This window comes from Psychrosphaera haliotis (genome assembly GCF_039523615.1).
Taxonomy (GTDB): domain Bacteria; phylum Pseudomonadota; class Gammaproteobacteria; order Enterobacterales; family Alteromonadaceae; genus Psychrosphaera; species Psychrosphaera haliotis.
Genome location: NZ_BAAAFQ010000011.1, coordinates 16,072 through 41,769 on the forward strand (window position 1 = coordinate 16,072; position 25,698 = coordinate 41,769).

A 25,698-nucleotide genomic window follows, 5' to 3' on the forward strand; every position below is an offset into this window, starting at 1 on the left:
AACAGGGTTCAAACTACCTAATATCCATCAAACATACGTTAATTGTTTATAAATGGTTTTAATTGTGAGCATTAATGAAAGTCTCTACTTTTTATTTCAAGTTCCTGAAGCTCATCACTCAAGTCTATTAGCTTTCCCGCTATTACATGAATCACTTTCCCTTCACGCTCCACAACCCCTTGTACTTTGAGTAGTTTAGACGTTAAAAACGATTTTTTCTGTGCTCGAGCAGTTGCGACCCAAATAACAACATTAGAACTGCCAGTATCATCTTCTAATGTAACAAATGTGACACCACCAGCAGTTCCGGGACTTTGCCTTCCAGTAACCAGGCCCACTACAGTTACAACAGATTTATGCCTACATGATATTAAATCCTCAGCTGCTGTATACTTTCCAAGTAACCCGTTTTCTCTTAATAGCTGGATTGGATGGGAGTGAATACTAATATTAGTAGCGGCATAGTCTTCTAGCATTGATTCAACTTTTGTTGGTGTTTTAACAATGTGTTTAGTGTAACTGTCTAAGTCTAATTCCTGATGGGGTGTTGAGCCCTCATCGATATTTTTAAATAGCGGTAATTCGGCTTCCATATCCATTAATGACCACCTCGTTGTGTAACGGTCTCCACTAATCATGGCAAACGCATTAGCACTAGCTAATAGTTGTAAGTCTCGTTTATTTAAACCACTACTTGTTATTTGGTTTAAGTGTGTAAAACCGTCCTCATGTTTTGCTTTAGAGGTGATTATCAAATTAACCGAACTCTCAGAAAGGCCTTTAATAAGTCGGAAACCTAGCCTTAGCTTTACTTCACCTTCGGTTATTACCAATTGATGATCCCAACAAGAAGCATTAATACAAATAGGGAGTATGTCTACACCGTGCCTGCTAGCATCTTGTAGTAACTGAGATGGGCCATAAAAACCCATTGGTAAACTATTCAAAAGACCACAATAAAATGCAGCAGGGTAATAGTGCTTTAGCCAAGATGAAACATAGGCCAACACAGCAAAGCTTGCAGAATGCGACTCTGGAAAACCATACTCTCCGAATCCACAGATTTGTTGAAAGATACGCTCAGCATATTCTTCCGTATACCCTCTTTTTGACATACCGTTAATGAGCTTGATGCGAAACTTTTCTATCTCTCCATTCTTTTTCCACTTGCCCATGGCGCGTCGTAACTGATCTGCTTCTCCACCAGAAAAGCCCGCTGCAACCATCGCAAGCTTAATGACCTGCTCTTGAAATATTGGTACACCTAAAGTTCTCGATAGTACCGACTCAACGTCTTCTGAAGGGTAAGTTATTGGCTCTAAACCATCACGTCTACGCAAGTAAGGGTGAACCATTCCACCTTGTATAGGACCAGGCCTTACAATGGCTATCTGTATAACCAAGTCGTAATAGGTAGCTGGTTTTAACCGAGGTAACATACTCATTTGGGCTCTTGATTCAATTTGAAAGACCCCTACTGTATCCGCGGCTGATATCATCTGGTATACATCCTGATCATCACCACCAGCGGTAATATCAGCAATACTTAGTTTTGTATTATAGAAGCTTTCAATATACTCAAAAGACTTTCGAATCGCACTCAACATACCTAAAGCCAGTACATCAACTTTTAGTAGTGCTAACGTTTCTAAATCATCTTTATCCCATTGAATAACGGTGCGGTTATCCATGGCTGCATTTTCTACCGGCACTAATTCATGTAAAGGGCCAGAGGAAATAATAAACCCACCGACATGTTGGGATAAATGCCGAGGAAAACCTTTAATTTGTTCTACTAATGAAATAAGTTGCTGAGCTTTACTAGAGTCTATGGATAAACCTAAAGTAGAAATTTGAGAAAACCATGGTTCCGCTGCATCTCTTCTATTTATATTCTTTATAAAGAAGTCTAGCTGAAGCTCTTCATAACCTAATGCTTTACCCACCTCTCTTATGGCACTCTTGGTTCTATAGGTCACTACCGTTGCTGCTAGTGCTGCGTGTTTCCGGCCATACTTTTCATATATGTACTGATAGATTTCTTCTCGGCGCTGATGCTCAAAATCAACATCAATGTCTGGTGGCTCATTTCGTTCTTTTGATATAAAGCGTTCAAATAAAACATTTATTTGTGATGGGTCTACCGCCGTGATCTCTAAACAAAAACAAACCACAGAATTTGCCGCTGAACCTCGCCCTTGATAAAGAATATTCTGCGTTTTGGCATACTGAACAATATCGTAAATTGTAATAAAAAAGTGTTCATATTCCATTTCATGAATAAGCTTTAGCTCCTTCTCTATTAACACTTCTATATCAACTGGTACGCCTTTAGGAAATCGATACTTTTTACCTTTATTAACTAGTTCTTTTAGATATTCCGAAGGTGATAACTGAGACGGTATTAACTCCGATGGATATTCATACCTCAGTTCGCCTAAATCAAATGTACAGAGATCCGCTATTTCCAAAGATATATCTAAGTATTGTTTTTTATATAGTGTTTGTAACTTAGAGATAGGCCTTAACGATTGCTCGGCATTAGTGAGGGCTTTTCTGCCAATGTTGTTAACTTGTGTGCCTTGCTTAATCGCTGTTAATACATGTTGTAAAGGAAGCCTAGTGATGCAGTGCATTAGTACTTGCCCACAAGCAACTATTGGTAGCTGATGGCGTGTAGCAACCTCTTCACAGTTGTGAATATAACAATGCTCTCTGTTTGTTAGCTTTCTGGTCATTCCTATATATAACTTTTTAGGAATAAACTTATTAAGTCCTTTTAACCAAGTTAAGTTAGTTTCGTCTTTGTTAAGGTCACCGCTAGCATGCCAAAGAATGATGCACTCACGAATTGACTTTAGATCCCAAAGGTTAAGCTCATACTCGCCTTTATCACATCGACGCCTGGCATTCGTTATGATTCGACAGAGCTCAGCATAGGCTTTTCTATTTGGGCACAATAGCGTGAGTTGAATGTTATTTTGATACTCAAACTGACTCCCTACTATTAGCTTTATGTTTAAATCTTCTTTTTTTACATGCGAATAAGCTCTAACCACTCCAGCAACAGAGCATTCATCGGTTATTGCTAAAGCGCTATAACCTAACTGACACGATTGCTCTATCAACTCTTCCGGAGAAGAGGCTCCTTTTAAAAAGGTGAAGTTGGAAAAACAACTTAGTTCCGCATAACCGCCCTCTTGGCAGGCTTGTTGTTGGCTCATGCGAACCAACCTTGCACAAACCACTCTTGTTTAGGTGTGCGATAAATCCATAACCATTGCCCTTGTGAGTTTTGTGCGATGAAGTAATCTCGATAAATAGATTTACCATCCCACCAGCCCGTTAATATACGCTCAGGTCCATGTAACGCCTTTACTGGCTCTACTAACTTTGATGCCTTTGCTTGTATAAAACTAGGTCTTTGCATAGCGGTTTCGTGGTTAACAAGTAGGTTACTGTTTTTTGTGCACAGATCCGTGTTTAGTTTCGTTACTAACTCTGGATTAATCGAATCGATGAATGTTGGCCGAGTTACCTTTCCCGTAGAGAGCTTTGCTATCAGCTTGTTATGTAATTGAGTGGATTCGAGTTGACTCATTTTGTCGCTGAAAATATCTTTGGTCCGGCTTTGTTGAGGTTCTAGCCCTACGCACTCTAAAGAGATAGTAACGGCTGGTTCCAATAATTTAACGGACTCTAATTGCAACTTAATTAATCGTAACCAAACGCTAGCTTTATATTCGCCTCCAGCAGCGATGACGTTAATGGTTAACCCACTGTTATGTCTGTATAAAAATGTGAACTTCAATTGGCTAGATAATAAGTTTCTATTTCTAAAAAATAGCTCTAACTCTTTTAGTAACTTATTTATTGGGTTAATTAGTATATTTGCATTGGAGATTTCAAACAGTAACTCCAGAGTGCGTTTATAATGGAGTGTTGGACTGAACAAATTCATTGGAAACTTAGTTTGACCAGACAATTGCCCTAAGTAAGTGAATACCGACAAGTCGAACCGCTTTGATAAAGACTTTAATGGAATCGCTAATACATCCCCTATTCGCTTAAATCCAACTCGGTGAAATTGCTCTTTTTGTGCTTTGGTTAATTCTAAGTAGTCAGTTGGTAGACTATTGATATATTGCTGAGCCAATACACTTTGGTCATATAACGTATTATGTTTGGATAAGGCTATCAATTTGGCACTCAATGCTATGGGAGCCGCCCCATATGAGTAACTAAAGCCTAAATTATTTAGTTGAGCTATTATGGTAGACCAATAAGCACTTAAATTTTCATACAGTCTAAGCATGTTATCAATCCGAAGGAACATACCTTGCGGAGCATCTAAACTTATGTCTGCAGTATACCGGTAGAGCATATTCGCAATGTTCGTTAAGCTTTCCTGTTCTATCTTTTCCTTATACTCTACAACCTCAATATTCGAGGTTATTGAAATAGCCATCGCTAAGCCCATATTCAGCTTTATACCTGATGTCAGTGCTACCTGATTTGCTTGAGTAACTTGGTTAGAAAAAGGGTCGACTATAATGACGGCTGTGTCTTTAGAAGTCTCTAAAGCTTCTAATTGCAGAGAGTCAAAATTCAAATATAGCCATAACATAAGTTATAACGTCACTAGTGGTTCACGATATTAGGAAACGCTAAAACATTACTAGGCTCTCTGCTTGTAGCCTGCTCTGAATTAGTAATGGTGAAGTCTTGCCATCTCTCTGTCATATTAATAATAAATGGAGATGATCCTATTCCCCCTTTTTGCTTATCTATTTTGACTTTTATCCCCATAGGGTGTGCATGTAATGACAGGCTCAAAGCGCTCGGTAACGATAAAAAGCGAGTGCCTTTTGATTTTGCTTGGCTATTTCTGATAAGTATTAAGCTACTCGCACCTTGCTCACAAGCTAACATTAAGCGTCGAACCTGTTTGATACTAAGCTCTGCTTGCCAAAGTACGACTGTGCTACAACAACCGCTATTAAGACACTGCTCTGCAGCCCATAAAGCTTCCACTGGATCATAAGCAGGTATAATAAGTGTTTGTGACAGTTCTAATCCATTGGCTATTAAAAATTCGGCATTGAGCTGGATTGGAGGAGCAATAAAGACACATTCCGCTTTTTGATTGCCTTGCTGATCCGCGAGGAATGGCAGTATTAACCTTAACTCCCCTATGCCTAACATCGACTTAACTTCTATAATTCCGGACGTTGGAAAGCCACCGTGAAGTCGGCTGTCTAGCTCATCATAATGAGTTTTAGCCTTAGCGATATGATCATTGTTTTTACAGCCGTACCAAACCAGGCCTTTATTTTGATATTCATTTAGCTCTAACATAACACCACCCACTGTTTATTTATACAGTATAATAACAGTTAAAATTTATGCAAAGCTATAAATGAAAAAAGCCACCAATTGGCAGCTTTCTATCTGAATTATATGAGGTTATTTTATATGCATTGTAAAGGTATGCCTATATTGCCTAGTACTGTACAAATAAGATCAGTAGTCAAAACCTTGTAATGCTTTTACTCCAGAGTCAAAAGCATGCTTAATATTTTTAACTTCACTCACGGTATCTGCGGCTTCTATTAACTCTCGATGTGCAGCGCGGCCTGTTATAATAACTGACTGTATTTTTGGTCTATTGTTAATAGCATCAATAACTTCCTCTAAAGGTATATATTGATACGTCACCATGTAGGTAAGCTCATCTAATAAAACAACATCAATACTAGGATCTTGTAAAAACAACTTAGCTTTAGACCAAGTTTCAAGAGCCGCTTTGGTATCTGATTCTCTATTTTGAGTGTCCCACGTAAACCCGGTTTTCATCACCACAAAAGGGACTCCATGCTTTTCTAGCAAATTACGCTCACCACACTCCCACTCACCTTTGATGAATTGCGCAACAGCGGCTTTTTTGTCATAACCAACACATCGCGTCACAACACCAAAACCCGAAGTAGATTTTCCTTTTCCATTTCCTGTAATAACTTGAAAAATACCTTTCTCAACTTGAGCAGACTCAACTCTTTGATCAACTTGCTCTTTTAAACGCTGTTGGCGTTCTTTGTGTTTTTGATCTTTATTTTGATCGTTTTCATCGTTCATCATTTTCTAAAAACTCTTCTACACTCATTGTGCTTGGCAAGATAAAGCAAAAATATAGGTTAGTACAACTATCTATATTTAATGACTTTTCAGATATTTCATTATTTTTTTAGGAAAAGTGTGCCGTTTTGGTTAATTAATGATAGAATCCGGCGGCTTTTTTTAACCAACTTATTGAGAAGATAGAGTAAGACAATGGCTGACTTATCGAAGTATAGAAATATAGGTATCTTCGCTCACGTAGATGCTGGTAAAACCACAACAACTGAGCGTATTTTGAAATTAACTGGTCAAATCCACAAGACTGGTGAAGTACACGACGGTGAGTCAACAACTGACTTCATGGAACAGGAAGCTGAGCGCGGAATTACTATCCAGTCTGCTGCTGTAACTTGTTTCTGGAAAGATCACCGTTTTAACGTTATCGATACTCCTGGACACGTTGACTTCACAGTTGAAGTTTACCGTTCTCTTAAAGTATTAGACGGTGGTATTGGTGTATTCTGTGGTTCTGGTGGTGTTGAACCACAATCAGAAACTAACTGGCGTTATGCGAATGACTCAGAAGTTGCACGTATTATCTTCGTTAACAAATTAGACCGTTTAGGTGCTGATTTTTACCGCGTAGTTAAGCAAACTAAAGACGTTCTAGGTGCAAACCCACTAGTTATGGTTCTACCAATTGGTATAGAAGATGACTTCGTTGGTGTTGTTGACCTACTATCTCGTAAAGCATACGTTTGGGATGAGACTGGTCTTCCTGAAAACTACGAAATCACTGATGTTCCTGCGGACATGGTTGATAAAGTAGAAGAATATCGTGAAATGCTAGTTGAAACTGCTGTTGAGCAAGACGACGACCTTATGGAAGCGTACATGGAAGGTGAAGAGCCTTCAATCGAAGACATCAAGCGTTGTATCCGTAAAGGTACTCGTACAATGGACTTCTTCCCTACATACTGTGGTTCTGCTTTCAAAAACAAAGGTATGCAGTTAATTCTTGACGCTGTTGTTGATTACTTACCATCTCCTACAGAAGTTGATCCTCAACCTCTTACAGATGAAGAAGGTGAGCCTACTGGCCGTCACGCAATCGTTTCTGCAGACGAGTCATTTAAAGCATTAGCATTTAAAATCTCTGATGACCGTTTCGGTGCACTTACGTTCGTACGTATTTACTCTGGTATGCTGAAGAAAGGCGACACCATCATGAACGCTGCGACAGGTAAAACTGAACGTATCGGTCGTATGTGTGAAATGCAAGCCGATGACCGTAATGAGTTAACAAGCGCACAAGCTGGTGACATCATCGCAATCGTAGGCATGAAGAGTAACGTTCAAACAGGTCACACATTATGTGATCCTAAAGATCCAATCATTCTAGAAGCAATGGTATTCCCTGAGCCAGTAATCTCAATCTCTGTTAAGCCTAAAGATAAAGGTTCAACTGAGAAAATGGGTATTGCTATCGGTAAAATGGTTGCTGAAGATCCAACGTTCCGCGTTGAAACTGACCAAGATTCAGGTGAAACAATCCTATCTGGTATGGGTGAACTTCACTTAGACATCAAAGTTGACATCCTTAAGCGTACTTACGGCGTTGAGCTAGAAGTAGGTGAGCCTCAAGTTGCATACCGTGAAACTATCACGCAGCCAGTTGAAGATTCATACACGCATAAGAAACAGTCTGGTGGTTCTGGTCAATTCGGTAAAATCGATTACCGTATCAAGCCTGGCGAAGCTGGTTCTGGTTTCACGTTCACATCAACAGTTGTTGGTGGTAACGTACCTAAAGAATTCTTCCCTGCTATCGAAAAAGGTTTTGCTGGCATGATGGAAACTGGTGTTCTAGCTGGATTCCCTGTTCTTGACGTTGAAATCGAACTTTACGATGGTGGTTTCCACGCAGTCGATTCATCTGCAGTAGCATTTGAATTAGCAGCACGTGGCGCGTTCCGTCAATCAATTCCTAAAGCAGGTGCACAACTACTTGAACCAGTAATGTTAGTAGACGTGTTCACTCCTGAAGATCACGTTGGTGATGTTATCGGTGACCTTAGCCGTCGTCGTGGCATGATCGCTGGTCAAGAAGCAGGCGCTACTGGTGTTCGTATTAAAGCTGACGTACCACTTTCAGAAATGTTTGGTTACATCGGTTCACTACGTACAATGACTTCAGGCCGTGGTCAGTTCTCTATGGAGTTCAAAAACTACATGCCTTGTCCAAGCAGTGTTTCTGACGAAGTAATTGCAAAAGCTAAAGAAGAGAAAAACGCTAAGTAATTAGCCTTTATTTCAATTTAGTATTAAGAAGCCTGCCTTGTGCAGGCTTTTTTGTGTCTATAAAGAAATTCAAATAAGTAGCATGGTAACAAATTGGCCTATTTACAGATTTGAATCAAAATTTGCTTTAACGTAAAGTAGTGGCAATAAAAAATACAAGGAAGTTAAAATGCGCTATTTAATTGCATTACTTATAATGTGTACCTCATTTGTCACATTCTCAAGCCAACCAACTGTAGACGACTACGCTCAGCTACCATCCAAAAGTTTATTAGCAATTTCTCCAAGTGGGCTTAAATTAGCTTATCGTGATACCGCTAAAGAAAAAGATATGCTTATCATTATTGATGCAGCCACTAAAAAACTTATTTCAGCTGCCAATATTATCGACATCAATCCAAATCTTATTTACTTCGTCTCGGAAGAAACTGTTGTATTAACAGCCACTAAAAATATAAAACTAGATGGCTACAAAGGACGTCATGATGCTAGTTGGGCTTATGCTTTTAATATTGATTCAAATAAGATCCATGCACTCTTACAACAGAATTACGGTATTTTTAAAGGACAAACACAATTAGGACGTGTCTTGGGTATTTCGAAAGATAAAAAGCATGCTTATATGCCAGCCTACGAGAAGCCAGGACAATACAACTTATACAAAGTAGATCTCAAAAAGCGACGTAAACCTAAATTAATGCAAAGAGGCACACCTGATACCGACGACTTTTTTATTAACAATAACGGAAAAGTTATCGCAAGAGAGCGTTTCAACAACTATGAAAATCTACATCGTGTTGAAGCTAGAATTGACGATAAGTGGATAGAGATTTACCGCAATGAAACAGAAATAAAAACCATTGGCGTTCATGGTTTAACACCAAGCTTTAAAGCACTTGTCATTAGCGCTTACAGCCCTGAGAGTGGACAGCTAGCCTACTATACAATGAACTTAAAAGATGGCGCTATTGGCCCTGCAATATTCAAAAAGTCCGATAAAAGCGTAGAACGATTACTAATGAGTTTAGGGCGCACTGTATATGGCGCCGAGTACTCGGGATTTACACCAAGCTACGAGTTTTTTGACAAAACACTAAATGCTCGTATGCGTGGTATTACTCAAGCATTGCCTAACAACTCATTTCGTATCGACGGTTACACCCCCGATTGGAAACAAATTATTTTATTTATGCAAGGCGAGTTCAGTTCAGGCGATTACGTTCGTTATAACGCAGGTGGTTTAGAGATGTTGGCGCCAAGTAGACCAGAAATAGCGCCCGACTTTGTTTATGACGTGGTGGAGTATTCCTTCAAAGCTAGAGATGGTTTAACTATTCCAACATTACTTACAAAACCTCGCACAACAGCGAAAGGTCCAGTGCCTGCCATAATAATGCCTCATGGTGGTCCAGAGTCTTATGACAAAAAGGGCTTTGATTACGTGACACAATATTTTGCTAGCCAAGGCTATTTAGTTATTCAACCTCAATTTAGAGGCAGTGAAGGTTTTGGCTTAAACTTTAAGCTTAGAGGCCGCGGCGAATGGGGTAAAAAAATGCAGGATGATTTAACCGATGCTGTTCATGCCCTTGTTGCTGATAATTCAATAGATAAAAATAGAGTATGTATTGTTGGTGCTAGCTATGGTGGTTATGCAGCTTTAGCAGGCGCGACTTTTACTCCAGACTTATATAAGTGCGTTGTGTCGATTAATGGTGTGAGTGATGTAGACAGAATGATGCGGGACGAGCAGTGGGATTACGGAAAAAACCATTGGTTAGTATCGTATTGGAACAACGTTATTGCCAACGGTAACTTTGATGATGATCACTTAAGTACAATATCACCGGTTAACTATGCAAAAAAGGTAAGCGCTCCCGTCCTATTAATTCATGGAGAACATGACGAAATTGTCCCAGTGCGCCAATCTAAATATATGCATGAAGAACTACAGGATAATGGCAAAGATGTTACATTTATTGAATTAGAAGAAGGTGATCACTACCTAAGCAATTCTAAAAATAGACTTGAAGCGATGCGGGCAATCGGTAAATTTGTCAAAGAACATATTTAAGATACAAAGCAAAGATCAACACCCTAAATGGAATGTGGTATTATTTAGCGACTAAATTTAGGGTATTGATAGGTAACAAACGTGACTGAACAACAAGGCAAACGGCTCAATAAATTCATTAGCGAATCGGGATATTGCTCTCGACGCGAAGCGGATAAACTTATTGAGCAAAAGCGCGTTAAGATAAACGGGAAACTCCCTGAGCTCGGCACCAAAGTACTTGATGGTGATACTGTCACAGTTAATGGTAAAACTATTAACGCCAGTGCCGAAAATAAATCTGACCGTGTTTACATTGCCTATAACAAGCCTATTGGTATTACGTGTACTACAGAGCGTCACGTTCGAGGCAACATCATAGATGCCATCAATCACCCTAAACGAATTTTCCCGATTGGACGCCTAGATAAACCATCAGATGGTCTAATTTTTTTGACCAGTGACGGTGACATTGTTAATAAGATTTTACGCGCAGAGAATGCGCACGAAAAAGAATACGTTGTTGTGGTAGATAAGCCTCTTAACGAACGATTTAAAAGTCGTATGGAAAAAGGCATTCCAATACTTGGAACAGTGACAAAACCATGCCGAGTGAAATTACTTGGACCTAAGAAATTCTCTATCATTCTTACTCAAGGATTAAACCGACAAATTCGTCGTATGTGTGAATATTTAGGATTTGAAGTTACTAAGCTACAACGAACTCGAATTATGAACGTCGACTTAAAGGGCCTAAAGCCTGGACAATGGCGTGAGTTAACCAGCAAAGAAATGAACCAAATTAATCAAGCTGTTGCTGGTTCTAAAAAAACGGCAGAATAAAATCTGCCATTTAAATTACAAAGGGATGACTTGCTAAATTAGCGCTTAGTCATCAACCTTAGGTCCGCGAATTAACTCCAGACGACTTGACCATTGTTCAATAATGGAAGTTGAAAAAGAAGAAAAATCTATCGAGTAGTCTTGTTCTTCAGGCTTATTCAATAAGTCCATTTTTTGGAACAAGTCCGATAACAAATCTCTTGGATGAGCAAACAAGTCTTCCGTCTTCGCAAATTCACCTTTCAAATCAGCGGCGAAGTTCCCTAATGGCTCTAACTCTCTTAATGCGGCTGCACCAGGATTTAGAGAAACTTGTTCAGATTGATAAGCCTCCACAGCTTTAACGCTTGTGCTTTGGCTTAAATCCAGTGCAAAACCACTGATCTCAGATGAGTCGTATTCCAGCTCCATTGCTTTGTTAATAGCTTCTTGCATGTCACCGTCATAAAAGTCCGCCGACAAACTATTAATCTTTTCTAATAAGGCATTTATCGCTTCTAGTTCGTCTTCGTCTAAATCACCATCAATACTTAATGAAAACTGCTGCTGACTAACTACTTCGCTATAAGAGTAGGCATAGCTACCACTATATGAATTTCCATTGCCTTGGCCCTGACTAGAAAAACGACCACTACCAGACTCAACCGACGCACCTAAAAAGGCACTGGCATTAATCTTAATCCTGTCGCCATCTCGTGTTTCCAGTTCAAATTCAAACGAGCGAGACTCCTTTGACTGTAAAGACTGAAATAAAGCTTCACCAATACGCGCTGGTGGAACGGACTCTTCTGCAGAATCATCCGATTGATTTAAACTGGCTGGTTTTTCAATAACACTCTGACTTTCACCTAAGTATTCATTCGCAAGTTCAAATAACCCTTCTTTTACCTTTTGGGCGGTAAGTGAAATGTCGCTTTCAACATCACCTTCCAACAGCCCCATGTCAGATAAGATACCACTGGCTTCTTCATAACCTTGTTCAAAACCTTTAAGACCAGCTTCTATTCGGCTTTGCAATTGCTCTTGTGTTGCACCATCGGCTTTATCCATTTTTAAGCGGTTAGTTATAAACCCGAGAATTGCGCTAGATGACGCGTCTGAGCGTTTATCCCTTTGTTCAATTGCTGCCTGCTCTAACTTATTAGGCTTTGGATCTTGTGGAACTGAAATTGATTGCTGCACTCGCTTTTGCACCGTTTGATGAAAATACGAAAAACTGGTGCTAGATGTTGCGCCAGACAAGGTCACTAATGACGCTGGCGCTGACTTTTGAATTTGCTGTTGGCCATTTTGAGAATTTAGTTCGCCCTTACTGCTGGGTTTGCTCAGCCAATTTTGTAATTGAGTGGGGTCGAATTTAATCATTTTAATATACCTATGGTTGCCTAGCATTAATATCGGCTGACACACTGTAAAATTGAATGAATTATATACAAATATAACTCTTTTCTTTTAACCTGTTGATCAATAATTGCATTTATTCGAAAGGAATATGCAAGTTTTACTAATTATAGAGAATCCAAGCCTCTGCTAGACTCATAAAATACAAATAAGAGATTAAAATAGAGAGGACATAATGGGATTACTCGTAAATGGTAATTGGCAAGATAAGTGGTACGACACTGACAAAAGTGACGGTAAATTTGAGCGTGAAAGCGCACAGTTAAGAAACTGGGTTACCGCAGACGGAGAAGCTGGAGCAACGGGTAGTAAAGGCTTTATCGCAGAAAAAGGTCGATATCATTTGTATGTTTCTCTTGCCTGTCCTTGGGCACACAGAACGTTAATTTTTAGAAAGCTAAAATCCTTAGAGGATTACATCGACGTGTCTATTGTTAGCCCAGACATGTTAAACAATGGTTGGGAATTTGATAAATCAAATCACAGCACTGGCGATGCGCTATTTGATGCTCAGTATATGCACCAAGTATATACTCGAAATAAAAGCGACTACTCAGGCCGTGTGACGGTTCCTGTACTTTGGGATAAGAAAACTAACCAAATTGTAAGTAATGAATCATCAGAAATAATTCGAATGTTTAATAACGCCTTTAATCATTTGACGAACAGTTCACTAGACTTATATCCAAGCGAATTAAAGTCCGACATTGATGATGTTAATGACTTTGTTTACCACAACATAAACAATGGTGTTTATAAGTGTGGTTTTGCTACTAAGCAGGCCGCTTATGAAAAAGAATTTACAAAGCTATTTAATGCATTAGATGAGATTGAACACAGACTAACTACAAATCGTTATTTAGTCGGAAATACAATCACTGAGGCAGATTGGCGTTTATTCACAACCTTGATTCGTTTTGATGCGGTTTATGTGGGTCACTTTAAATGTAACCAAAGAACTATTGAGAGTTATCCACATTTATCCTCTTATTTAAGAGAGCTATATCAATGGCCAGGTATTGCGGAAACGGTCGACTTCTATCATATTAAAAGGCATTACTACTTCAGCCATACTATGATAAACCCAACGCAAGTTGTCCCTGCGGGCCCAGAAATCGACTACAACCGCCCACACAACCGGCATGAAATTGGTTAATATAAATACTTTCTGATTGTTTAAACAGAATAAAAGGCCGTACAATGCGACCTTATTATTATCTTGTTCCCCACAACATAAAAGGAAATATCATGAGTCAGGCACCTAAAGCTGTGGTTATGATCCGCCCACATCACTTTTTACCAAATCCACAAACGTCTGCCGATAATACCTTTCAAAGTGAAGCCGATAATAATAGGGCGCTAACAACACTGGCTTACGAACAAGTGTCTAACATGGCAAAGAAGTTAGAGGACAATGGTATAACAGTTCATTTATTTGAAGACGTCAGTAAAGCAACTCCAGACTCCGTATTTCCAAATAATTGGTTTTCAACACATGATGATGGCAAGTTAGCAATTTATGCCATGTACCCTGAAAACCGCCGCTTAGAAAGGCGCTCAGATATTATTGATAAGCTTGTGAATCAGTATCAAGTAAATCAAATAATTGATTACTCTCCTTATGAGCATTCGAGTAAGTTTTTAGAAGGAACTGGCGCTCTTGTTTTAGATCACGATGCTCGCGTAGCTTATGCTGTTCGATCAAATCGCTGTTCTGAACAACTATTCTATGAGTTTTGTCAGCAGTTCTCTTATCGCCCAGTATTATTCGATGCAGTGAATAAACAAGGTACCGCTGTTTATCATACCAATGTAATAATGACCGTAGGATCTAGTTACGTATTGTTAGCTACTGAAATGATTAAAGACGCCTCTCAACAACGCTTCGTCATTGAAGCTATTGAAAGAACGGGCAAAACCATCATTCACCTTACGGAGCAGCAAATTGAGCAATACTGTGGCAATGCGTTAGAGCTAACAAATGGCGATACGCTTTATTTAGCGCTTTCTCAAACTGCTTTTAATGCGTTAACAGATGAACAAAAGCATGAATTAAACAGCGAAGTAACCTTGCTGCCATTTGACGTTGAGGCCATTGAATATGCAGGTGGCTCGGTTAGATGTATGTTGGCTGGTATCCATTTACCAAAAAGATAAATAATATGAACAAGTAAACCCGTTATTCACTTGAACTGTACTGGTACAATACAATAAAATTGTTCGCCCTCATGGTGAGGTAGTAAATGAGGATTGCATGATATTTGAGTCAACTTTTAAACCCGCTTGGTGGCTTAACAACCGCCATCTACAAACGATTGTTCCTAGGTTCTATTCTGTAAAGAATAGCTTTAGACCTTTTGAGCAAGAGTTCAACCTATCCGATGGTGATTTTCTCGAGCTTATTTGGAGCCGTTCTCCTGCCTATATTAATGAGCAAACCCCTATTGTTATTGTGCTCCACGGATTAGAAGGCTCGTTTGACAGCTTTTATGCTAAACGCATGATGAATGCTATTCATCAAAAAGGTTGGGTTGGTTTATTAATGCAATTTAGGGGCTGCGGCAAAAAGCAAAACAGACTGGCTAAAACCTATCATTCTGGTCAAACAGAAGATGTTGCTGAGCTAGTTAAATACGTGCATAAAAAATTTCCTAACAACCCTAAATACAGCGTGGGTTTTTCATTGGGCGGCAACATGCTTGCTAAATACCTAGGTGAAGAAAGCAGTCACTCTGTTTTATCTGGCGGTATTGTTATTTCAGCGCCACTTGATTTGTCTATCTGCGCACACGCAATTGGACAGGGCTTTTCGGCTGTTTACCAAAAGTATTTAGTGGATAAACTTAGAAACAAGACCAAAGATAAACTGGCTTTGATGAATGAGCGTTTCCCTATTAAAGTGACCGCAAATGAACTGGACGAAATTAAAGTTCTGACAGAATTTGATGATGCTGTTACAGCACCTATTAATGAATTTAAAAGTGCCGCAGAATATTATGAAAAGAGCAGTGCGAATAAATTTTTAGCTTCTATCTCAACGCCTACTTTAATTATTCATGCCAAAGACGATCCATTCATGTCAGAAGCCGTCATCCCAACCAAAGACAAACTCTCGTCATCCGTTCGATTCGAATTAAGCAAAGCAGGCGGACATGTTGGATTTATTTCGGGCTTAAATCCATTTAAACCTAAATTCTGGGCTGAAAATAGAACCATAGAGTTTATACAACAACTGCAACTCAATAAGTTTGGTAGTAAAAAGTCATGATCATACCTTGGAAAAATATTAGCGCTGATGCTTTAGAAGGCATTATCGAAGAGTTCATTATGCGTGAAGGTACTGACTACGGTGAACATGAAGTGTCTTTCACTGATAAAAAAGAGCAAGTTTTAAATCAGTTAAAATTGGGCGAAATCGTCTTGGTATTTTCAGAGCTGCACGAAACCGTTAACTTAATGCCAGCCGCTACGTTTAATCACGACGAGAACCATGCGGAATAATCATTGTTGTCCAGTCTAGGTTATTATCTGCGGCAACAATAAAGTCAGGATTTAAGAATGACTCTCTTTGATTATAAGTTAGCGGAACAAACTCAGAATCAATAATACAACCACCAGCCTCTTCCACAATTATTTGCGGCGCACCTGTATCCCACTCGCCCGTTGGGCCAACGCGAATATATAAGTCGGCTTTACCTTCCGCCACTAAACATGATTTTAGAGCACAACTGCCAAGGGATATAAAACCTAAATCTACAGAGTCGCTTATATATTTAGTAATTGAATCTAATTTTTGAACGCGACTTATGGCAAGTGTAAGTGAGTGCTTGTTTACATCAATTTTATTGGCAGCTAATTTTGTAACTTGCTCTTGGCGATTCTTTTTAAAGGCGCCACCCTCTTTTACAGCCCAATACATATCTTCCGTTACAGGTGCGTATATAACACCTAAAACAGGTTTGTTGTTTTGAATGAGGGCTATATTAACTGCAAAGTCAGGGCGACCAGCAACAAACTCTTGCGTACCATCTAGAGGATCTACCAGCCAATATTCTGACCACTTTACTCTGTCGCTGAGCACTAATCCTTCAACTTCTTCCGACATAATAGGAATATTAGGCGTAAGTGACTGCAAACAGGAAAGAACTATATCGTTTGCAGCATAGTCTGCACTTGTGACTGGCGACTGGTCTGATTTATTAAACTGCTCAAAGTCACCGTCATCAAAGTATTCTAAAATTGCTCCGCCGGCTTTCACCGCGATTAGTTTTACTTCTTCGACTAACTTATCAAGACTCGTTTCCATAGCAGTTCCAAATACACTCGTACATTTTGAAAGAATAGACGAATTTATCTGTCACTGCTCAATAAAACAACCCTGAGTGCGCCAGTTGGTGGTATTTTAGGCATAATCAGTAATCAGTAATCAGTAATCAGTAATCAGTAATCAGTAATCAGTAATCAGTAATCAGTAATCAGTAATCAGTAATCAAAAATGTTTACTTGAATAAATCTGGTTGCGAATCTATTTTTTGTTGAGCCAAGAACAAGGCTGCAACCGAGCGTGCTTCATTAAAGTCTTCTTGATCTAGTAAACTACTTGCATCACTCCATCGCCAGGTGATTTTTTCTAGCGGCTCAGGCTCATCGCCCTCTAATGACTCTTCATATAAATCTAACGCAATGTAAATGTGCATTTGAGCACTAAAGTAACTCGGGGCCATTGATACCGTCTTTAGCTTTAGGAATCGTTTTGCACCGAGCCCAATTTCTTCTTTTAATTCACGGTTTGCCGCTTCTTCCGGTGTTTCACCAGGGTCAATTAACCCTTTTGGGAAACCCACTTCATAACCGTGTATTCCAGCAGCGTATTCTCTTACTAAAATAAACTCGCTGGCACTAATACAAGGCACAACCATTACTGCACCGCGACCAGAACCTTTCATGCGTTCGTATTGTCGCTTTTCACCATTGGTGAACTCTAAATCCAGTTGTTCAATTTTAAATAAATTACTCTGCGCAACCAATTTACTATTATGGATTGTTGGTAAAGTTGGCGCGGCAGGATAAGCGCTTATTTTTTTCCCCGACATAACTACCTTCTGCTAGAATCGATTCATCATCTAACTATAACGACTAAAAATAAGAAATCTATGCTTAATTGGCACGACATTGAAACCGTATTACTTGATATGGACGGCACTCTATTAGATCTGCATTTCGACAATCATTTTTGGATGGAACATACACCACAGGCGTATTCTAAAGTACATGATATGCCACTAGATGAAGCAAAGGTTTTATTAAAACAGCAAAATGATGCCGTATACGGGCAACTTGAATGGTATTGTTTAGATTACTGGCAGCGGGAGCTAAAACTCCCAATTGTTGAGCTGAAAAGAGAAATACAACATTTGATTCAGTTACGCGAAGATACTATTCCCTTTTTAGATGCGCTTAAGTCTGCTGGAAAAAAGGTAGTGTTGGTAACAAATGCACACCCTGATTCTTTAAGCTTAAAAGTTGAAAGAACTCAGTTGGATTTGCATATCGATGATCTAATCTCATGCCATCAATTTGGTGCCAGCAAAGAAAGCCAATCACTCTGGACACAATTACAAAGCCATTTAGACTTTGACCCTGCCAAAACCCTATTCGTTGATGACTCAGAACGTATTCTCCACTCAGCAAAAGAATTTGGAATAAAACATCTACTTGCGGTAGCAAATCCAGACAGTAAAAAAGTTGCGGTGCCTATTAATGGTTTTGTTAATGTTACCGACTATCGCACTCTTTTAAACGACATCAAATAAGTCTTGTCGTCTGCACAGTTTGTAGTGAAAAGGTTAACTAACAGCCTCTAAACCCTTGTTACTTTTTACAACGTCTCAGTGGCTGTTCTTTATCAAAGAAAATAGTAATCTCTGCGACAGTAACACCAAACTTCTTCATCGCTGTTTTGTTCATCAATCGATATTCATCAAGTTGATACATCCAATCATCTAGCGCAAAAGTATACTCGCTATCATCAATACTCACTTCTAAGTTGTACTTCCAGTTAAACGCAAAACCAATCGCTTCGCCGCTGGCGTCTCCACTTACATCACCTGCTGAGCCAGTATAAATTCCGTCTGCTGACTTGTTGAGTTTCCATATACGTCGGTCTTGTTCGCCATCGTCATAATAGAAAAACTCATCCAAAACGCCAGTTTTACCGGTTTCTGCATCTTGCCAACTGCCCGTCATTTCTACACAAAAACGTCGAGTCACTTTATCGCTATAATCTTGAATCATTCCCCAAGCAATTACTTTTCCATCAAAGTATCGGTCTAACTCAAACTTTGGGCTTGTCTCTTTGTAATCGTCAACTTGAGTACTGCAACCTACAAGTAGCAAACTAAAAGCCAACGCAGCGAACATCGTTTTCATAAAATAAATCCTATCTATAATGATAATAACTGCTTACGCAATTTAGGCTCGGAAGTATCAACTGACAGCCAAATATCTAAAAATGTTTTTCCAAAGGCAGGGTTGTCTTGTTTTGACAGAAACTGGTTGTTGTAAAAAAACACACTGTGATCTGGGTACATTAATAAGGCTAGTTTGTCGCCTTTTTTCAAGTTAGGCCAAGTTTCACTTAACCAGCTTACATAGGCTTCGTAGTCTGCATTACTTATCTTTAAATGCTGCCACTGTTCAACTGTGCTATCTAGTAAATCTTTAGCCTTTATATCTCTTTTATAACGTATCTCTAGTACAACGGGCCCCTGTTCGTGCCACGCATAGTCTTTATTAAACTCACCTTTAGCGTTAAACAAAGTACTGTTATATACATCCCAAAATAGATAACTAAATTCCGCTTGGCCGGTTGCCTTGAAGCTTTTTCCATTCGATAACAACAGGTTTTGATTTTGGACTGAATAGCTTAAATTTTCAGGCTCATCTTTAGATTGTGCAAAAGCTGGCAGGCTGCATAAAACCATCGTTAACATTGCAAAGCTAATAACGCAGTAGCGTGACGCTTCATGCCCCAGGGTAAATAACTCTCGCTGTATATAGTTCATGATTTTTGCTCCTGAGGTTGTTTAACCTGAACTTCTTTAATCTCAACGTCTTTAGTCTGAAATTCTTTGGCCTGGACTTTTTTAATTTCAACGTTTTTATTCTGAACTTCTTTGAGCTGCACGTCTTTGACCTGAATGTAGATTGATTGATTCATTCGTTTTGCCCATTGAGTTAATAATAAAAATAAAGGACCCCAGATGACCGCAAATATAATAGCGGTTTGCCATAGTCCAAGTGGTATCTCAATCGCGCCAAGCCTCGCTCCCGCCAGGTAAGACAATGGCCCACTGATACTGCCACCAACAAACGCTAACCAAGGTTTTTGCTGAAAATACCTTAAGCTATGATTTAACGTCATGGCAAAACCAGCCCAAATTAATACTAGCCAAGGAGGAATTAAAAAAGGAACGACCACACTGTGATTAAACTCAAACACCCCAAACGCCATAAGCATCGAATCAACGAACAGGCCAATGACTACACTCGCGGTAATAATAACGACATCAGGTTTACTGCACTTTGTGAAATATAAATGAAATGCCACTAGGCCTATCGCAACTGGCAAAAATGTATTGCCAAGCAAAATGCACCCGAACCAAATGGATTGAAAAAGTATAAAGTTAATAAGCATAGGTAACATCCCCTGTTTGCTTTTTATACGAAACGAACGTTAGTTTAGTTCATAAAAAAGGCCACCGCAGAGGTAGCCTTTATTTACAATAGAGTGTGCTTGTAAATTACGAGAGCTTTATTGGGTAACGACCTTGCCCATCTAGCTGAGAAAACATTTTAATACCGTTGTGAATATCTCTAGGTAAACTAGGATCTGGTTTCACAAACCCTTGAAAGCCAAACGAATCTGGTGACTCAATGCGAGCATTACCTTCTAAACCTAACTTGTTTGAACCGTCAAATGTGGCAACAACATCACCTTCATTACAAGACAACTTTGAGGCAATTGTACCTAGTTCCATTGCTTGGCCAAAAACTACTTCCGCTTTTGTCCATAAAAGCTCTCCCTGTAAAACATCACACATTTGCATTTGCTCATTTGGGTCAGTAACGGAAGTCATATGAAACTCATCTATGTCTAAAATGACACGACCATTAAGCTCACTAGTCGGAATCGGCAGTTCCGAACGGATTGCACTTGCTGGTGCTCTAAAAGTGAGTTCCGATAATGACAAGGTATTGAAACCTAATCCAATTGTTCCCTTCCCGCTTAATTGATTTGCGTCCCTTGCCTGTCCGAATTTAATGTCGAACGACAGTTTTCCTGTAAACAAGGCGGCGATATTCATATCCCAAGTTAAGCTATTGAACTGCCACTTATCAACTTGAATAACATTCGCTCGTCCAGACCAAAGTGTGCCCGATAACGACTGATAAGCGACATTTTTAGGTGTATCTACATACTTTGCAATAAAGCTTACAGGCGCTAACAGCACACTAAAAACAATGAGCATGATAATAAATAGAGAAAAGAGTTTTTTAAAAGACATTAATTGCGCTCCAAGTCTAAACGTCGAACTCGTACAATGCCTGTCTCGTCAGTCTTAGATAAATCTAAGTTGCTCACATAAATACCATGTTGGTTACGTAAGTCTGCTAACCACTTTGTTAATTGATTGAAGTTCATGTCTTCAAGTCCAACCTTTACTAAGTCCGCTGTTTGCGGTTGCAACCTAGCTAACGTAATACCATTTCTTCTGGCCGTTGTATTAATTACCTGCGCCATAGAGCTAGTACTACCTGAAGCACTAGAAGTTTTACCTGAACGCTTGATCAAAGCGATTTGCTGCTCAGCCCAAGTATTTAACTCTTGTTGTTGTATCAGTTTCTTTGATGTCTCTGATAAACCATTGGCCACAGAGTTATACACTGAAATAAGAATAAACAGGCTAAAACAAACACCTAATATAAGTATTAATTTTTGCTCACTCTCTGTTTTTGACTGATATAACGCTATCGTCTTTTGTTTAAAGTTAGCTATTGCTGACATTATCTAGACTCCTTAATACTTAGTGAGCCTGTAACCACAGAGCCGTCATTGTTTACAGCCCCCGGATTCACTTCTAACCCTAAGTCGACAATGGCCACTCGGAACTTCTCAAACTCTTGAAAAGACGGTGCCACTGCACTTATTCGTAGTTCATTTCGTTTGCCATCAAATCTTAAGTTTTCAATTTTCACCGCTGAAAAGCTTTTGAATACAGAACTTAACTTCTGCATTACTGATAAGTAGTCAAACGATGATGCTGTGGTACCGCCACCAGAAATGGCTTTCACCTTTGACTGTAACTGTCTTTTTAATAAGTTTATACGCAGCTTTTCTTTAGGGAATGCTTGCTGATAAGTATTTGCTAGCTCTTGCTGTGCGGACGCTAAACGAGACTTCTGTTGTTGCCACTGCGCTGTCATCATCACAAACTGTATAACAAGCAATAATCCGCCTAATATTGCTACTGGTCGCCATGTTTGCCATGCTTTGCTGACAGGCTTTTTAGGAGCGAATTCACCTTGAAGTAAGTTCCACTTTTGCTTCGCCGCTTGTTGCGCTAATAACAACATTGGTAGCTCAGGATCTTCTGCTACTAAGGTGATCGATTTTTCTTCATCTTCCGCCGCATCAATGACTTCTTTTGGCAAAGGACTATAAAAATTAATGGTTTTGTTAGACATCTGCTGGACATACAAAGGCAGCCAGTCTTTTTCAATAAAGCAGCCTTGCCACTCACCTTCACGTATAAGATAGCCATTGGCTATTTCAATTAAGCTTATGTGTTCTGGTTTTTCGTCAAGCGGGATACACAATACTTCAGGAAGAATATGATTCACCCGAATATCATGGTCCGCCAATAAGCTAACCCAGCCAGCCAAACTGACTTTATTGACCACTGCAATGTTAATAAAGTGCTGTTCTAACTCTTTGTCAAAACCTACGTCTCGAATCGCGAAGTGCAACTTCTCAATGTCATCGGCTAATTCATCTTCGAGCATATACGGCAAGGCCTTAAGCACCTGACGCGTTGGTTTTATTGCACTCATGTGCTTGATAAGTCGAACATCACCACTATTTGCCAGTACAGTCACTGGACGGCCTTGTGCATAACGGCTTAACGAAGACAGTTCAGACTGATCTTGCAGTTCACCAGAAACAATGACTTCGTTCGTTACATCAGACCATACTAGCCAAGATACTGGACTAGCTTTTTGGCTGCTCATCCTCAGGATTAGCTTTTCGCTCAACTTCCCCTCCAAATCGACGCCCAATAATCCAAGCTCGATACTGTTCATCTAACTGAATCAAGCTGGTTAATGCAAATTTGGCGTCGTTATAAGTTGCATTTGTAATTAGTTTAAAAAATTTACTCGATACCGTAAAAGCCTTTCTGTCGACATTGGCGATTCCGCTAATTGCTTTTACTGACGGTAAGTCCCAGAACTCATTAATGTCTTGAAAACCTTTTTCAGGACGGTCACCAATCACTTTTTGTGCGGTGGACTCATCAATATTAAGCACGGCCATTAGCAGTTCAGGCTCATTCTCTTTAATAGTATTTACGTTAATCATAAGTTCGTGATACTGCGGAATAACACACACAAACTTCTTAATTTTATTCAGTGTCAGTGGGTCAAACCCGTATATTACTCGAAGTTCATTTTCATGAGCCAACGCACTATTACCACTTAAGTACGGAAACTCCATTGACGAGTACATATCGCCATCGTAGCCGCCCGCTTCAGTAGCGTAATCATCTGGGTCAATCCAATCGTAAACATTATTGGCAAGGTCTTCTAGGCTTACTTCAGACTCAACTTCCAAAGATTCTAATAAACGCACAAACATATCACGAAGCGCTTTTTGTTTGGCTTTATCAAGATTAGGTTTCCACAAGCCATTAAGGTTAAAACAGCTATGTAAATCAATAATTCGACCTTCAATTAAGCCATTGCTAACCGGAAACGCCATGCCCTCTGCAGCCCACGTTTGCTCTAAATGTGTTACGCCATTATCTTCTTTTAACGTTTCTGTTAATAACATTTTTACAAACGACTCTGAGCCTTTTGCGTATTGAAACGCTTGTTGCCGCTCAAACATATTATGTGCTCGGCTTATACCTAAACGTTGCGTTTTTAATAACTGCGAGGCTAATACAACACAAAGTGCGACAATAAGCATTACTGAAATTAAGGCGATACCTCGCTGTTGTTTAACCTTGATCAACTTCAGTTTCCTCTATGAACGCAAATACCCGCTCAATTTCTCCAAATGCGTCTGTTAAAAACGTTAGTCTCACCAATAATGGTAAACCATCGTCAGGCAAATCCTCTTGCCATTCGTTATCATAAAAATACTGTAGTTTTAGCTCAGATACACCTTCGATTAAATCTTGAATTCTAGGCTCTTCACCTCGGTCAGAATCAACATAATTAAAATAAAGCCTTTGTAAAACACCTTCTACCACACGATAACCAACGGCTTGCAATTCGCTTCTAGGCAATATCATTACCGGGTTAATCCAACCATCACGGATAAAGGCAAAACCCATGTCTTCAGAGTCTAATAAATAAGGTTCAGCCACAAAGTATTTATCAATTGGCGGCTCACCATTAAGCCTTATTTTGCGCTGTACCACCTGCTGGAAGTCATTCTCGATAAACATCATGGCCCGTTGCAAGTGGCTTAACTGCGCTGATTGAGCTTCAATCTGTTCTTTGTTTGATATTGTATTATTGAGTACTGAATAAGTAGCAACGCCTAACATGGCAAAAATCGCCAAAGACAAAAGCATTTCTATAAGTGTGAAACCTTGCTGTGAAGTTTGTGACCGCTGGTTAATCATCACTTTTGCCTCGCGGCTCATATTGAACAACGTAGGTTTCTAAATCGTAAATACTGCTTTTGCTGTCTTCAAATTCATAAACGGAAACTGTCACAGCGCGCATTCTAGGATCAGCGGTTTCCACAACTTGTTGTCGCCAAAACCATTTTAAACCTGCCATTTCAGCTTCACCTTTGTGATTTTGTTTTGGCGGCCAGGTTGTTTCAACTTGAAGCTCCGTTAAACGGTTTTGAGCTACCCAAGATGCAAAGGTCATTTGCTGTAGTAAACCAATATTACTCGCACTTTGACTAACAACATTTAAAATTGAGGCGCTGGCATAAGCAAAAATAGCTAACGCCAATAGCATTTCTACCAATGTAAAACCGTTAACTTTTTTACGTGTTGTAATAGGTAGCCTATTAAGTGAAGCAGTAGGAACAGTATTAGGTGGAGTAAGAAGCTTCATTATCTATCAAGCTCCTCTTGTTCAGCTGGGTTGTAATGTTTTACGGGCGCAGTAAACAAACCTTGGATCACAAACATGACAACATCATCAAAGTCTTGGAACTCTAACTCAATTTCAAAAGGGGATATTTCACCAGAAGATAATAAAAACACCTGTGGGAAAGCTAACAGTTTTTCTTCATTAGAAAGTCCTGACTGATCTTCCATTGTTTCATCATCAATAAACTGTACCGCACTTAACAAACTCTGTTCTTGCCAAGGCAAGCCATCAAGCTTGAGTGTTAACGTTAAGTTTTCGTTTAAAGGCTCTGTTTCAAAAGGACGGTCTGTAAAACGAACCCACTCTTCGTCCTCGAGTATCAAAAAAACATACTGTTGTTCCGATACCGACAAACCAAGCTGTTTGTTTTTTACTGTGGCATATTCCGACGCTAGGTTGATTAGCGCCGTTAGCTTTTGCGACTCTTCTTCAACTAAGTCGTAGGCATTAGGCGCAAAGCTAGGAAAGCGTACAAGCGACACTAAGTAGCCGATGATGACAATCACCAACATCAACTCTATTAGCGTAAAGCCTTGATGTTTTGAACATCGTGCCATCGTCGCTTTCACTTTTGTGTACTTCTA

25 protein-coding genes are annotated in these 25,698 nt (G+C 39.5%); 8 read left to right on the forward strand and 17 right to left on the reverse strand.

Going from position 1 to position 25,698, the window contains the following annotated elements; genetic code table 11:
- Positions 1-71 precede the first annotated feature (71 nt).
- From ABD009_RS13140 to cobO, 4 genes are all read right to left on the reverse strand, one after another.
- Positions 72-3,224, reverse strand: coding sequence for an error-prone DNA polymerase (locus tag ABD009_RS13140; RefSeq protein ID WP_343826125.1), 3,153 nt, complete (start codon positions 3,222-3,224; stop codon positions 72-74).
- Complete coding sequence (locus tag ABD009_RS13145; protein ID WP_343826128.1) at positions 3,221-4,612, reverse strand: Y-family DNA polymerase; 1,392 nt, start codon at positions 4,610-4,612, stop codon at positions 3,221-3,223. Before ABD009_RS13145 ends, ABD009_RS13140 begins: the two co-directional genes overlap by 4 nt.
- Positions 4,613-4,641: 29 nt before the next feature.
- Positions 4,642-5,358 (reverse strand): translesion DNA synthesis-associated protein ImuA, encoded by a 717-nt coding sequence (imuA, locus tag ABD009_RS13150; RefSeq protein ID WP_343826131.1) that lies wholly within the window; start codon positions 5,356-5,358, stop codon positions 4,642-4,644.
- Positions 5,359-5,523: 165 nt separating this feature from the next.
- Positions 5,524-6,135, reverse strand: a complete 612-nt coding sequence (cobO, locus tag ABD009_RS13155) for a cob(I)yrinic acid a,c-diamide adenosyltransferase (RefSeq protein ID WP_343826471.1) — start codon at positions 6,133-6,135, stop codon at positions 5,524-5,526.
- A 195-nt stretch (positions 6,136-6,330) separates the two neighbouring features.
- Here cobO and fusA point away from each other — a divergent pair, with 195 nt between their 5' ends.
- The 3 genes from fusA (at position 6,331) to rluF (ending at position 11,314) form a co-directional block, all read left to right on the forward strand.
- Complete coding sequence (fusA, locus tag ABD009_RS13160) at positions 6,331-8,418, forward strand: elongation factor G (protein WP_155696666.1); 2,088 nt, start codon at positions 6,331-6,333, stop codon at positions 8,416-8,418.
- Positions 8,419-8,587: 169 nt separating this feature from the next.
- Positions 8,588-10,492, forward strand: a complete 1,905-nt coding sequence (locus ABD009_RS13165) for an alpha/beta hydrolase family protein (protein WP_343826135.1) — start codon at positions 8,588-8,590, stop codon at positions 10,490-10,492.
- 81 nt (positions 10,493-10,573) lie between these two features.
- Complete coding sequence (gene rluF, locus ABD009_RS13170) at positions 10,574-11,314, forward strand: 23S rRNA pseudouridine(2604) synthase RluF (protein WP_343826138.1); 741 nt, start codon at positions 10,574-10,576, stop codon at positions 11,312-11,314.
- A gap of 45 nt (positions 11,315-11,359) precedes the next feature.
- Here rluF and ABD009_RS13175 read toward each other — a convergent pair whose 3' ends face one another.
- Positions 11,360-12,679, reverse strand: a complete 1,320-nt coding sequence (locus tag ABD009_RS13175) for a DUF5610 domain-containing protein (RefSeq protein ID WP_343826140.1) — start codon at positions 12,677-12,679, stop codon at positions 11,360-11,362.
- Positions 12,680-12,890: 211 nt separating this feature from the next.
- Here ABD009_RS13175 and ABD009_RS13180 point away from each other — a divergent pair, with 211 nt between their 5' ends.
- The 4 genes from ABD009_RS13180 (at position 12,891) to ABD009_RS13195 (ending at position 16,216) form a co-directional block, all read left to right on the forward strand.
- Entirely contained in the window at positions 12,891-13,871 is a 981-nt protein-coding gene (locus tag ABD009_RS13180) for a glutathione S-transferase family protein (RefSeq protein WP_343826143.1), read from the forward strand.
- Positions 13,872-13,963: 92 nt separating this feature from the next.
- Positions 13,964-14,872, forward strand: coding sequence for a citrulline utilization hydrolase CtlX (gene ctlX, locus ABD009_RS13185; protein ID WP_343826146.1), 909 nt, complete (start codon positions 13,964-13,966; stop codon positions 14,870-14,872).
- A gap of 97 nt (positions 14,873-14,969) precedes the next feature.
- Positions 14,970-15,983 carry a hydrolase gene (locus ABD009_RS13190; protein WP_343826149.1) on the forward strand — a complete coding sequence of 338 codons (1,014 nt, stop codon included), beginning with the start codon at positions 14,970-14,972 and terminating at the stop codon, positions 15,981-15,983.
- On the forward strand, positions 15,980-16,216 hold the full coding sequence (locus ABD009_RS13195) for a YheU family protein (protein ID WP_155696676.1): 237 nt from the start codon (positions 15,980-15,982) through the stop codon (positions 16,214-16,216). The genes ABD009_RS13190 and ABD009_RS13195 overlap by 4 nt, the downstream gene beginning before the upstream one ends.
- Here the strand turns inward: ABD009_RS13195 and cysQ are convergent.
- Positions 16,188-17,021 (reverse strand): 3'(2'),5'-bisphosphate nucleotidase CysQ, encoded by an 834-nt coding sequence (cysQ, locus tag ABD009_RS13200; RefSeq protein WP_343826153.1) that lies wholly within the window; start codon positions 17,019-17,021, stop codon positions 16,188-16,190. The genes ABD009_RS13195 and cysQ overlap by 29 nt on opposite strands.
- A 193-nt stretch (positions 17,022-17,214) precedes the next feature.
- Positions 17,215-17,808, reverse strand: coding sequence for an ADP compounds hydrolase NudE (gene nudE, locus ABD009_RS13205; protein WP_343826155.1), 594 nt, complete (start codon positions 17,806-17,808; stop codon positions 17,215-17,217).
- 60 nt (positions 17,809-17,868) lie between these two features.
- On the opposite strand from nudE, the gene yrfG reads away from it, so the two are divergent.
- On the forward strand, positions 17,869-18,528 hold the full coding sequence (gene yrfG / locus ABD009_RS13210; RefSeq protein WP_155696682.1) for a GMP/IMP nucleotidase: 660 nt from the start codon (positions 17,869-17,871) through the stop codon (positions 18,526-18,528).
- Between the two features lie 58 nt (positions 18,529-18,586).
- On the opposite strand, the gene ABD009_RS13215 is transcribed toward yrfG, so the two are convergent.
- The 10 genes from ABD009_RS13215 to gspH form a co-directional block, all read right to left on the reverse strand.
- On the reverse strand, positions 18,587-19,144 hold the full coding sequence (locus tag ABD009_RS13215) for a DUF3833 domain-containing protein (RefSeq protein WP_343826160.1): 558 nt from the start codon (positions 19,142-19,144) through the stop codon (positions 18,587-18,589).
- A gap of 14 nt (positions 19,145-19,158) precedes the next feature.
- Complete coding sequence (locus ABD009_RS13220) at positions 19,159-19,779, reverse strand: chalcone isomerase family protein (protein ID WP_343826162.1); 621 nt, start codon at positions 19,777-19,779, stop codon at positions 19,159-19,161.
- A complete protein-coding gene (locus ABD009_RS13225) occupies positions 19,776-20,411 on the reverse strand; it encodes a DUF2878 domain-containing protein (protein WP_343826165.1) in 636 nt (211 codons plus the stop codon). Before ABD009_RS13225 ends, ABD009_RS13220 begins: the two co-directional genes overlap by 4 nt.
- 106 nt (positions 20,412-20,517) lie before the next feature.
- Positions 20,518-21,282 carry a type II secretion system protein N gene (locus ABD009_RS13230; RefSeq protein ID WP_343826168.1) on the reverse strand — a complete coding sequence of 255 codons (765 nt, stop codon included), beginning with the start codon at positions 21,280-21,282 and terminating at the stop codon, positions 20,518-20,520.
- The gene (gene gspM, locus ABD009_RS13235) at positions 21,282-21,782 is read right to left on the reverse strand and encodes a type II secretion system protein GspM (protein WP_343826170.1); all 501 of its coding nucleotides are present in this window, start codon (positions 21,780-21,782) and stop codon (positions 21,282-21,284) included. Before gspM ends, ABD009_RS13230 begins: the two co-directional genes overlap by 1 nt.
- Entirely contained in the window at positions 21,782-23,005 is a 1,224-nt protein-coding gene (gene gspL, locus ABD009_RS13240; protein ID WP_343826173.1) for a type II secretion system protein GspL, read from the reverse strand. Before gspL ends, gspM begins: the two co-directional genes overlap by 1 nt.
- Positions 22,986-24,008 carry a type II secretion system minor pseudopilin GspK gene (gene gspK, locus ABD009_RS13245; protein ID WP_343826175.1) on the reverse strand — a complete coding sequence of 341 codons (1,023 nt, stop codon included), beginning with the start codon at positions 24,006-24,008 and terminating at the stop codon, positions 22,986-22,988. The genes gspL and gspK overlap by 20 nt, the downstream gene beginning before the upstream one ends.
- Complete coding sequence (gene gspJ, locus ABD009_RS13250) at positions 23,995-24,627, reverse strand: type II secretion system minor pseudopilin GspJ (RefSeq protein WP_343826178.1); 633 nt, start codon at positions 24,625-24,627, stop codon at positions 23,995-23,997. The genes gspK and gspJ overlap by 14 nt, the downstream gene beginning before the upstream one ends.
- Positions 24,620-25,075, reverse strand: a complete 456-nt coding sequence (gene gspI, locus ABD009_RS13255) for a type II secretion system minor pseudopilin GspI (protein WP_343826181.1) — start codon at positions 25,073-25,075, stop codon at positions 24,620-24,622. The genes gspJ and gspI overlap by 8 nt, the downstream gene beginning before the upstream one ends.
- Complete coding sequence (gene gspH / locus ABD009_RS13260) at positions 25,075-25,671, reverse strand: type II secretion system minor pseudopilin GspH (protein ID WP_155696702.1); 597 nt, start codon at positions 25,669-25,671, stop codon at positions 25,075-25,077. Before gspH ends, gspI begins: the two co-directional genes overlap by 1 nt.
- Positions 25,672-25,698 lie beyond the last annotated feature (27 nt).